The 11,263-nt window shown below is 67.7% G+C and carries 5 protein-coding genes and 2 pseudogenes; 4 read left to right on the top strand and 3 right to left on the bottom strand.

Annotated features, from left to right (window positions below):
- Window positions 1-5 precede the first annotated feature (5 nt).
- The 3 genes and pseudogenes from folD to ACHMXE_RS30385 form a co-directional block, all read right to left on the bottom strand.
- Window positions 6-858: pseudogene (gene folD, locus ACHMXE_RS30395) on the bottom strand (bifunctional methylenetetrahydrofolate dehydrogenase/methenyltetrahydrofolate cyclohydrolase FolD).
- Window positions 859-938: 80 nt separating this feature from the next.
- A complete protein-coding gene (locus ACHMXE_RS30390; protein ID WP_057593667.1) occupies window positions 939-1,571 on the bottom strand; it encodes a response regulator transcription factor in 633 nt (210 codons plus the stop codon).
- A pseudogene (locus tag ACHMXE_RS30385) lies at window positions 1,568-4,109 on the bottom strand (PAS domain S-box protein). Before ACHMXE_RS30385 ends, ACHMXE_RS30390 begins: the two are co-directional and overlap by 4 nt.
- 215 nt (window positions 4,110-4,324) lie before the next feature.
- Here ACHMXE_RS30385 and aceE point away from each other — a divergent pair.
- Genes aceE through lpdA form a run of 4 tightly spaced genes read left to right on the top strand, consistent with a single transcriptional unit; the run spans window position 4,325 to window position 11,249 of the window.
- On the top strand, window positions 4,325-7,051 hold the full coding sequence (gene aceE / locus ACHMXE_RS30380; protein WP_395347835.1) for a pyruvate dehydrogenase (acetyl-transferring), homodimeric type: 2,727 nt from the start codon (window positions 4,325-4,327) through the stop codon (window positions 7,049-7,051).
- Window positions 7,052-7,100: 49 nt separating this feature from the next.
- Window positions 7,101-8,789, top strand: a complete 1,689-nt coding sequence (gene aceF / locus ACHMXE_RS30375; RefSeq protein WP_395347833.1) for a dihydrolipoyllysine-residue acetyltransferase — start codon at window positions 7,101-7,103, stop codon at window positions 8,787-8,789.
- 55 nt (window positions 8,790-8,844) lie between these two features.
- Window positions 8,845-9,438: an MFS transporter gene (locus tag ACHMXE_RS30370; RefSeq protein WP_057593671.1), complete on the top strand. Its 594-nt coding sequence runs from the start codon at window positions 8,845-8,847 to the stop codon at window positions 9,436-9,438.
- Window positions 9,435-11,249, top strand: coding sequence for a dihydrolipoyl dehydrogenase (lpdA, locus tag ACHMXE_RS30365; protein ID WP_395347832.1), 1,815 nt, complete (start codon window positions 9,435-9,437; stop codon window positions 11,247-11,249). Before ACHMXE_RS30370 ends, lpdA begins: the two co-directional genes overlap by 4 nt.
- Window positions 11,250-11,263 lie beyond the last annotated feature (14 nt).

Here is an 11,263-nt window from a genome sequence, read left to right as displayed (position 1 = left end):
GGTGTTCACTTGGCGGCGCGTTCGGCCGCTTCAAGGGTGTTGGCGAGCAGCATGGCGCGCGTCATCGGGCCGACGCCGCCGGGCACCGGGGTGATCCAGCCGGCGACTTCCTTCACGCCGTCGAAGTCGACGTCGCCCGCGAGCTTGCCGTCGGCCTTGCGGTTCATGCCGACGTCGATGACCACCGCGCCGGGCTTGACCATGTCGGCCGTGAGGAGGTTGAGCTTGCCGACGGCCGCGACGATCACGTCGGCCTGGCGCGTGATGGCGCCCAGGTCCTGCGTGGCGCTGTGGCAGATGGTCACGGTGGCGCTCTTGGCCAGCAGCATCATGGCCATCGGCTTGCCGACGATGTTGCTGCGGCCGATCACCACCGCGTGCTTGCCGCGCAGGTCGTAGCCGATCGATTCGAGCATCTTCATGCAGCCGAAGGGCGTGCAGGGCCAGAAGCCCGGCGCGCCGGTCATCAGCGCGCCGGCGCTGGCGACGTGGAAGCCGTCGACGTCCTTCGCGGGCGAGATGGTCTCGATGACCTTCTGGCTGTCCATGTGCTTGGGCAGCGGCAGCTGCACCAGGATGCCGTGCACCGCCGGGTCGTCGTTGAGCACGCGGATGCGCGCGAGCAGGTCGGCCTCGCTGAGGTCGGCCGGATAGGTCTCGAGCGTGGCCGAGAGGCCGGTCTGCGTGCTGTCGTTGACCTTGTGCTTGGTATAGACCTGGCTGGCCGGGTCCTCGCCCACGAGGATGATGGAAAAGGGCCGGGTTCACGCCGCGGGCCTTGAGCGCCGCGGTGCGGCCGGCGACTTCGGCGCGGATGGTTTTGGCGAGGGCGTTGCCGTCGATCAGTTGGGCGGTCATCGGTTTCGATTTTCCAAGTAAAAACGCCCGCTTGCGCAGGCGTGGGGGTCATGCATCGCTATCAGGCAGATAGCTGGCTTCTAGGCCTTGGCAGCGGGCGCCGCCTGTCCGAGCGCGATCTTCAGCAGATCGGCCACGGTGTTGGCGTTGAGCTTCTCCATGATGTTGGCGCGATGCGCCTCGACGGTCTTGATGCTGATGCCGAGGTCGTCGGCGATCTGCTTGTTGAGGCGGCCGGCGACGATGCGCTCGAGCACCTGCGCCTCGCGGCCCGTGAGCTTGGACAGCAGCGCATCGCGGCTGGCCGACTGCTGGTGCTGCGTGAAGGCGCCGCGCGCGTGTTCGAGCATGCGCTCGACCAGCGCGACGAGTTCCTCGTCGTTGAAGGGCTTCTGGATGAAATCCATCGCGCCCTTCTTCATGCTGTCGACGGCCATCGGCACGTCTCCGTGGCCGGTGATGACCACGATCGGCAGCGGCGAGCGGCGCTCTATCAACCGGTCCTGCAGCTCCAGACCCGTCATGCCACCCATGCGGATGTCGACGATCAGGCAGGCCACCTCGCGGGGGTCGTAGCGGGAGAGGAAGGACTCGGCGGAATCGAAACAGCGGACCCGGTAGTCCTTGCCTTCGAGCAGCCATTGGAGCGAATCGCGTACCGCTTCGTCGTCATCGACGACATACACAGTGCCCTTTTTCGGAATCAAACTCATGCAGGTACCTTTACCTCGTCACTTGCTAGGGAACTGATAGCGTCCAACACCGGAATCCAGAAGGAGAAACGGCATCCGATCACATCCGGGCCATTGTAGATGTTCTCCGCCTGCATCCGGCCGCGGTGCGACTCGACGATGGTGCGGCACAGGTTCAGCCCGATGCCCATGCCCTCGGGCTTGGTCGAGAAGAAGGCCTCGTAGAGCCGGTCCATGACCTCGGGCGCGAGGCCCTTGCCGGTGTCCTGCACCGAGAACTCGATCGCGTTGTGGCCCTCGATCACCTTCGGCAGCACGCGCAGTTCGACGCTGCGCCGCGCCAGCGGGCGCTCGGCGAGGTCGATCGACTCGGCCGCGTTCTTCAGCAGGTTGACCATCACCTGCTCAATCAGGATCGGGTCGACGCGCACCATCGGCAGCCGCGCCGCCACGTAGTGGTTCAGGCGCACGTTGCGCCGGCGCAGCTCGATGCCGGCCAGCTCGACCGCCTCGCTGACCATGGTCGCCACGTCGGCCGGCGTGCGGTTGGGTTCGCTGCGCTTCACGAAGGAACGGATGCGCTGGATGATCTGGCCCGCGCGCTGGGCCTGCTTCGAGGTCTTCTCGAGCGCGGCCAGCAGCGCGTCGTTGTCGATCGACTGGCTCTTGATGCGCGACATCATCCCGTTGCAGTAGTTGCTGATCGCCGTCAGCGGCTGGTTCAGCTCGTGCGCCACGCTCGAGGCCATCTCGCCCATGGTGATGAGCCGGCTCGCCGATTGCGCGCGGTCGGCCTGCGCGGCCGCCTGTTCCTCGGCATCGCGGCGCGGCGTGATGTCGGTGGCGATCACCAGCTGCGCCAGGCGGCCGTCGACCCAGGTCAGGTAGCGCGAGCGCACCTCGAGCCACTTGCCGAGCTCGGGCACGAAGATCTCGTTGTTGGCCGCCTGCGCGGCGGTCAGCGTGTCGATCGGCAGGCCGGCGTAGGGGTCGACGTCGTCCAGGCCTTCGTCGTGCGCGTTCGAGGCCGGCACGCCGGCCTGCGCCACCATGCCCAGGTGGCCGACGGTGTCGGAGCCGAACCACAGGCGGTAGAGCTTGTTGGCGAACAGCAGCTCCTCGCTGCCGATCGGCGCCACCGACACCGCGGCATCGAGCGCCTCGAGCACGGTGGTGAAGCGCTCGTAGGAAGCCGACAGCTGCTCGCGGATGCGCGTGGGCTCGGTGATGTCGGTCATCGAGGTCATCCAGCCGGTCTGGTGGCCGCGCGCGTCGATCAGCGGCGACACGTACAGCCGCGCGTCGAACACACTGCCGTTCTTGCGCTTCACCCGCACCTGGAAGCCGCCGGGCAGGGCGCGGCCGTGCAGTTCCTCCTCGAGCCGCTCGTTCATGACCTCGCGGTCGGATTCGAGCCAGTAGGGGAAGGGCGGCGTCTGGCCGACCAGCTCCTCTTCGGCCCAGCCGGTCATCGCGCAGAAGGCGGCATTGACGTAGGTGATGCGGCCCTGCAGGTCGAGCACCCGCATGCCGGTCAGCATCGAGTTCTCCATCGCGCGGCGGAAGTTGGTCTCGGCCACCAGCCGCTGCTGCGCCTGCAGCCTGCGGCGCGTGTGGCGCCAGGTGCCGATCAGCATCCAGCTGGTGAGCACGCTGAGCGCGCAGACCAGCCAGAACAGCCCGTTGCCGACCACGCCCTGCGAGGTGCGGTAGGCCTGGGCGCGCAGCACCAGCGCGTTGCCCACGGGCGAGACGGGCACTTCGTATTCGTTGGTGCGTTCGCTCCAGGGCAAGAGGCGCGCGCCGGTCTCGCGCAGGTTGGCGGTGTTGCCCGCGATCACCTTGCCCTTGGCGTCGAGCAGCGACACCGCATAGCGCGCCTGCACCTCGGACGGCATGCCGTAGCGCAGCAGGCCGTCGACCGAGAACTCGCCGAGCACCACGCCCGCGAACAGGCCCTGGTCGAACAGCGGGATGTGCAGCTGCAGCATGGCCGGCGGATCGCCGCCGGCCGCGGGCTGGGAGAACACCGGCTGGCGCAGCTCGCGCGCCAGCGCGTAGTTGCTCTCGATGTCGCCGGGGCGCAGCACGTCGCCGATCAGGTGCTGCTGCGCGGGATGCACGCTGGGGCGCGGCATAGCCGGCCTTGAAGCGGCGGCGGTCGTCGATCCAGGTGATGGTCTGCAGCTCGGGGAACTGGCTCACCAGCGATTCGGCGCGGCTGGTGAACTCGATCGGGTCGATCTCGCGGTTGGAGGCATCGCGCGCGATGCGCATCAGCTGCTCCTGGCGCTCCAGCAGCCGCAGCCGCATGCGCTGCTGGGCGTACTCGACGTCGCGGCGCACCGACTCCTGCTCGCGCTCGACCTCCTCGGTGCGCAGATACCAGAAGGCGGTGACGATCGCCGCGAGGAACAGCAGCACGGCGGCCATCGGGGCCAGCATCGCGACGGCGTCCTGCAGCACCGGGGTCTGGCGGCGCCACCAGCGGCGCCACCACGACAGCGGCGAGGCGTTGACGGCACTGCGGGCCACGGCCAGCGGAGAGGAAAAAGGCATTGGGGGAGTTTATTAGGTGGCGAGCTTCCCAAGGCCCGGGTTATCGACGGTGGCACTGGTCCCGGCACGGTCTAGGGGCAGTTGAAAATCGTCAAAATGTCACATTAAGAAATCTATACGCACTATTTGAAATCGCAGTATTTCTGTGCGACACTCCGCGCGCTCACACGCAGAGCGCCTAAATTACGCCCACAGCCCCAAAAGGAGAGACAAGCATGTCGGCAAATCCCGAGAAGCACTTCGGCCCGGCCGCGAACGACGCGGATTCCCAGGAAACGCGCGAGTGGATGGACGCCTTGTCCGCCGTGATCCAGAGCGAGGGCCCCGAGCGTGCGCACTTCCTGCTCGAACAGCTCCTGGAGCACGCCCGCCAGAACACGGTCGACATGCCGTTCTCGGCCAACACGGGCTACGTCAACACCATCGAACCCTCGCAGGAAGCGCGCAGCCCCGGCAACCTCGAGATCGAACAGCGCCTGCGCGCCTACATGCGCTGGAACGCGATGGCGATGGTGGTCAAGGCCAACCGCCACCACCCGCCCGAAGGCGGCGACCTCGGCGGCCACATCGGCTCCTTCGCCTCGCTGGCCAGCATGTTCGGCGCCGGCTTCAACCACTTCTGGCACGCCGAGAGCGAGAACCACGGCGGCGACCTGCTCTACATCCAGGGCCACGTCTCGCCCGGCATCTACGCCCGCGCCTACCTCGAAGGCCGCCTGACCGAGGAGCAGCTGCTCAACTTCCGCCAGGAAGTCGACGGCAAGGGCCTGTCGAGCTATCCGCATCCCAAGCTGATGCCCGAGTTCTGGCAGTTCCCGACGGTCTCGATGGGCCTGGGCCCGCTGATGGCGATCTACCAGGCGCGCTTCCTCAAGTACCTGCATGCCCGCGGCATCGCCAACACCGAGAACCGCAAGGTTTGGGTGTTCTGCGGCGACGGCGAGATGGACGAGGTCGAATCGCTGGGCGCCATCGGCCTGGCGGCGCGCGAGAACCTCGACAACCTGATCTTCGTCATCAACTGCAACCTGCAGCGCCTCGACGGCCCGGTGCGCGGCAACGGCAAGATCATCCAGGAGCTCGAGGGCGAGTTCCGCGGCGCCAACTGGAACGTGGTCAAGCTGATCTGGGGCAAGGGCTGGGACGCGCTGCTCGAGAAGGACCATGACGGCGCGCTGCGCAAGATCATGATGGAGTGCAACGACGGCGACTACCAGTCGTTCAAGGCCAACGACGGCGCCTACGTGCGCAAGAACTTCTTCGGCCGCGATCCGCGCACCCTGAAGATGGTCGAGCACCTGAGCGACGACGAGGTCTGGAACCTGCAGCGCGGCGGCCACGACTCGCAGAAGGTCTACGCGGCCTTCCACGCGGCGCAGAACCACCAGGGCCAGCCCACCGTGCTGCTCGTCAAGACCGTCAAGGGCTTCGGCATGGGCAAGATCGGCGAGGGCAAGAACACGGTCCACCAGACCAAGAAGCTCAACGACGACGACATCCGCGCCTTCCGCGATCGCTTCAACATCCCGATCCCCGACAGCCAGATCGCCGAGCTGCCGTTCTACAAGCCGGCCGACGACACGCCGGAAATGAAGTACCTGCACGAGCGCCGCAAGGCGCTGGGGGGCTACCTGCCGCACCGCCGCGTGAAGGCCGAGGAGAGCTTCACCGTACCCGCGCTCGAGACCTTCAAGGCGGTGCTCGAGCCTACGGCCGAAGGCCGCGAGATCTCGACCACGCAGGCCTACGTGCGCTTCCTCACGCAGCTGCTGCGCGACCAGGCCCTGGGCCCGCGCGTGGTGCCGATCCTCGTGGACGAGGCGCGCACCTTCGGCATGGAAGGCCTGTTCCGCCAGGTCGGCATCTACAACCCGCACGGTCAGCAGTACACCCCGGTCGACAAGGACCAGGTCATGTACTACAAGGAAGACAAGGCCGGCCAGATCCTGCAGGAAGGCATCAACGAGGCCGGCGGCATGTCGAGCTGGATCGCGGCGGCCACGTCGTACAGCACGAACAACCGCATCATGGTGCCGTTCTACGTGTACTACTCGATGTTCGGCTTCCAGCGCATCGGAGACCTGGCCTGGGCGGCCGGCGACATGCAGGCGCGCGGCTTCCTGCTCGGCGGCACCTCGGGGCGCACCACGCTGAACGGCGAAGGCCTGCAGCACGAGGACGGCCACAGCCACATCCTGGCCAACACCATCCCGAACTGCGTCAGCTACGACCCGACCTTCGCGCACGAAGTCGGCGTGATCCTGCACCATGGCTTGAAGCGCATGGTCGAGAAGCAGGACAACGTCTACTACTACATCACTCTGCTCAACGAGAACTACCCGATGCCCGGCCTGCAGCCCGGCACCGAGGAACAGATCATCAAGGGCATGTACCTGTGCCGGCAGGCGCCGGCGGTCAAGGCCGCCAAGGGCAAGGAAGCCCCCACGGTGCAACTGCTGGGCTCCGGCACCATCCTGCGCGAGAGCTTCGCGGCGCAGGAACTGCTCGAGAAGGACTGGGGCGTGAGCGCCGGCGTCTGGAGCTGCCCGAGCTTCAACGAGCTGACGCGCGACGGCCAGGACGCCGACCGCTGGAACCTGCTGCACCCGACCGAGGAAGCGCGCGTGCCCTTCGTGGCGCAGCAGCTCGGCGGCAGCACGGGCCCGGTGGTCGCGTCGACCGACTACATGAAGGCCTACGCCGAGCAGATCCGCCCCTTCATCCCCAAGGGCCGCAACTACAAGGTGCTGGGCACCGACGGCTTCGGCCGCAGCGACTTCCGCAGCAAGCTGCGCGAGCACTTCGAGGTCAACCGCCACTACATCGTCGTCGCCGCGCTCAAGGCCCTGGCCGAGGACGGCGTGCTGCCGGCCGCCAAGGTGGCCGAGGCGATCAAGAAGTACGGCATCAATGCCGACAAGGTGAACCCGCTCTACGCGTAATCACGATTCCCCATAACCAGGACGCGCCTTCCGGCGGGAGACAAACGATATGGCAGCAGTGGAAGTCAAGGTACCCGACATCGGCGATTTCGATGAAGTCGCTGTGATCGAGGTGCTGGTGAAAGTGGGCGACACGGTCAAGCCCGAGCAGTCGCTCATCACCGTGGAGTCGGACAAGGCCTCGATGGAGATTCCGTCGTCGTCCGCCGGCGTGGTCAAGGAACTCAAGGTCGAGGTCGGCAGCAAGGTGAAGCAAGGTTCGGTGGTGCTGGTGCTCGAGGCCGAAGGGGCCGGGCAGGCCGCCGCGCCGGCACCCGCGGCCGCACCCGCAGCCAGTGCTCCGGCGCCGGCCGCCGCGGCACCCGCTCCCGCGGCCGCCCCGGCTGCGGCACCGGCCGCCGCCGCGGGCCCGGTCGACGTGAAGGTGCCCGACATCGGCGACTTCAAGGACGTCGCGGTGATCGAAGTGCTGGTCAAGCCCGGCGACACCATCAAGGTCGAGCAGTCGCTGATCACGGTCGAATCGGACAAGGCCTCGATGGAGATCCCGTCGTCGGCCGCCGGCACGCTCAAGGAACTCAAGGTCAAGGTCGGCGACGTCGTCAACATCGGCGACCTGATCGCGGTGATCGAAGGCGCCGCCCCCGCTGCAGGCGCCGCGCCCGCACCGGCGCCGGCTCCCGCGGCTGCGGCCGCCGCCGCGCCCGCCACGGCTTCGGCCTCCGCGCCGGCTCCGGCTGCGGCCGCTCCCGCGCCGGCAGCCGCCGCGCCGCACGATCCCACCAAGAGCCCGTCGGCCGGCCTGCCGCATGCCTCGCCCTCGGTGCGCAAGTTCGCGCGCGAGCTCGGCGTGCCGCTCGAGGAGGTCAAGGGTTCCGGTCCCAAGGGCCGCATCACGCAGGAAGACGTCCAGGGCTTCACCAAGGCCGTGATGAGCGGCCAGGCCACCACCAAGGCGTCCGCCGCGGCCAAGCCCGCGGGCGGTGGCGGTGCCGACGGCGCCGCGCTGGGTCTCTTGCCCTGGCCGAAGGTCGACTTCACGAAGTTCGGCACGGTCGAGCGCAAGGACCTGTCGCGCATCAAGAAGATCAGCGGCGCGAACCTGCACCGCAACTGGGTGATGATCCCGCACGTCACGAACAACGACGATGCCGACATCACCGAGCTCGAGGCCTTCCGCGTTGCCACCAACAAGGAGAACGAGAAGTCGGGCGTGAAGGTCACGATGCTGGCCTTCGTGATCAAGGCGGTGGTCTCGGCGCTCAAGAAGTTCCCCGAGTTCAACACCAGCCTCGACGGCGACACGCTGGTCTACAAGCAGTACTTCCACATCGGCTTCGCGGCCGACACGCCCAACGGCCTCGTGGTGCCGGTGCTGCGCGATGCCGACAAGAAGGGCATCCTGCAGATCAGCCAGGAGATGGGCGAGCTCGCCAAGAAGGCGCGCGACGGCAAGCTCGGCGCGGCCGACATGCAGGGCGGCTGCTTCTCGATCAGCTCGCTCGGCGGCATCGGCGGCACGCACTTCACGCCGATCATCAACGCTCCCGAAGTGGCCATCCTCGGCCTCTCGAAGAGCGCGATGAAGCCGGTGTGGGACGGCAAGCAGTTCGTGCCGCGCCTGACGCTGCCGCTGTCGCTGTCGTACGACCACCGCGTGATCGACGGTGCCTCGGCGGCGCGTTTCAACGCCTACCTGGGCCAGGTGCTCGCCGACTTCCGCCGCGTGCTGCTATGAGCGCCCAGGCTGCTTCGGCGGCCTCGGCGCCCCTGGCGAACCGGCGCGAGGCCCCATGACCACGGTCGTGGCCGTCCGCAAGAACGGCCAGGTCGCCATGGCGGCCGACGCGCTCGTGACCTTCGGGGACACGCGGCTCACGCACCGGCAGGAGGCGAACCAGAAGATCTTCTCGATCGAGGACGCCGCCGGCCACAGCCTGTTCGCGATGGCCGGCGCCGCGGCGCACTTCCTGGTGCTGCAGCATGCGCTGGCCGCGCAGCCGCGCGAGTCGCTGCTGTTCGGCAGCAAGCACGAGGTGTTCCGCACCTTCACGATGCTGCATCCGGTGCTCAAGAGCTCGTTCTTCATGGAGACCAAGGAAGACGACCACGAGCCCTACGAGTCGAGCCAGTTCACGATGCTGCTGGCCAACGCGAGCGGGATCTACGGCATCTACAGCTACCGCGAGGTGTTCGAGTTCAAGCAGTTCTGGAGCATCGGCTCGGGACGCAGCTTCGCGCTCGGCGCCATGCATGCGGTGTACGACCAGAAGTCGCGCTCGGCGCGCGACGTGGCGGAGGCGGGGATCGCCGCCGCCTGCGAATTCGATCGCAATTCGGCCGGACCGGTCGACTCTCTCACACTCAAACTGAAAGTGTCCAAATGAGCGAACAACAAATCAAGGTGCCCGACATCGGCGACTTCGACGAAGTGGCGGTGATCGAGGTGCTGGTGAAGGTGGGCGACACGGTGAAGGCCGAGCAATCGCTGATCACGGTCGAATCGGACAAGGCCTCGATGGAGATCCCGTCGTCCGCGGCCGGCGTGGTGAAGTCGCTGGCGGTGAAGGTGGGCGACAAGGTCAAGGAAGGCTCGGTGGTGCTGACGCTGGAGGCGGATGCCGCCGCCGCGCCTGCGCCCGCCGCTGCCGCCCCGGCGCCTGCCGCCGCGGCGCCCGCGCCCAAGGCTGCCGCGCCCGCACCGGTCGCCGCGCCCGCGGCCTCGAACTATGGCGGCAAGGTCGACGTCGAATGCGACGTCATCGTGCTGGGCGCCGGCCCCGGCGGCTACTCGGCCGCCTTCCGCGCCGCCGACCTCGGCCTGAAGGTCGTGCTGATCGAGCGCTACGCCACCCTCGGCGGCGTCTGCCTCAACGTCGGCTGCATCCCCTCGAAGGCGCTGCTGCACGTGGCCTCGGTGATGGACGAGGTCAAGCACTTCGCCGACCTCGGCGTGAGCTTCGCCGCGCCCACGGTCGACCGCGCCAAGCTGCTGGGCCACAAGAACAAGGTGGTGGGCAAGCTCACGAGCGGCCTCACGGCCATGGCCAAGATGCGCAAGGTCACGGTGCTGCGCGGCGTGGGCAACTTCGTCGACCCGCATCACATCGAGGTCGAGGAGACCTCGGGCACCGGCTGGGACACCACCGGCAGCAAGCAGACCGTGAAGTTCCGCAGCGCCATCATCGCCGCCGGTTCGCAGGCCGTGAGCCTGCCCTTCATGCCGAAGGACCCGCGCGTGGTCGACTCCACCGGCGCGCTCGAGCTCGGCACCGATCCCAAGCGCATGCTGATCCTGGGCGGCGGCATCATCGGCCTCGAGATGGGCACGGTGTATTCCTCGCTGGGCGCGCGCCTGGACGTGGTCGAGATGCTCGACGGCCTGATGCAGGGCGCCGACCGCGACCTGGTGAAGGTCTGGCAGAAGATGAACGCGCCGCGCTTCGACAACCTCATGCTCAAGACCAAAACGGTCGGTGCCGAGGCGACGAAGGAGGGCATCAAGGTCACCTTCGAGGGCGAGAACGCGCCCAAGGAACCGCAGGTCTACGACCTGGTGCTGCAGGCCGTGGGCCGCAGCCCCAACGGCAAGAAGATCGGTGCCGAGAAGGCCGGCGTGGCCGTGGGCGATCGCGGCTTCATCCCGGTCGACATCCAGATGCGCACCAACGTGCCGCACATCTTCGCCATCGGCGACATCGTCGGCCAGCCGATGCTGGCCCACAAGGCGGTGCACGAGGCGCACGTGGCGGCCGAGGTGATCGCGGGCGAGCTCAAGGGCGACAAGGAACTGGCGAGCGCGGCCTTCAATGCCCGCGTGATCCCGAGCGTGGCCTACACCGACCCCGAGGTGGCGTGGGTGGGCCTGACCGAGGACCAGGCCAAGTCCGAGGGCATCAAGGTCAAGAAGGGCCATTTCCCGTGGACCGCCTCGGGCCGCGCGATCGCCAACGGCCGCGACGAGGGCTTCACCAAGCTGCTGTTCGACGCCGAGACGCACCGCATCCTCGGCGGCGGCATCGTGGGCACCCATGCGGGCGACATGATCGGCGAGATCGCGCTGGCCATCGAGATGGGCGCCGACGAGATCGACATCGGCAAGACCATCCATCCGCACCCGACGCTGGGCGAGAGCATCGGCATGGCGGCGGAAGTGGCGCACGGCACCTGCACCGACCTGCCGCCGCAGAAGCGCTGAAGGATCGGGGGCCG

The organism is Variovorax sp. UC122_21, assembly GCF_044056785.1.
Lineage (GTDB): Bacteria > Pseudomonadota > Gammaproteobacteria > Burkholderiales > Burkholderiaceae_C > Variovorax.
Note: the sequence above shows the minus strand (reverse complement) of the source record. Positions and strands in the feature narration are given on the sequence as shown.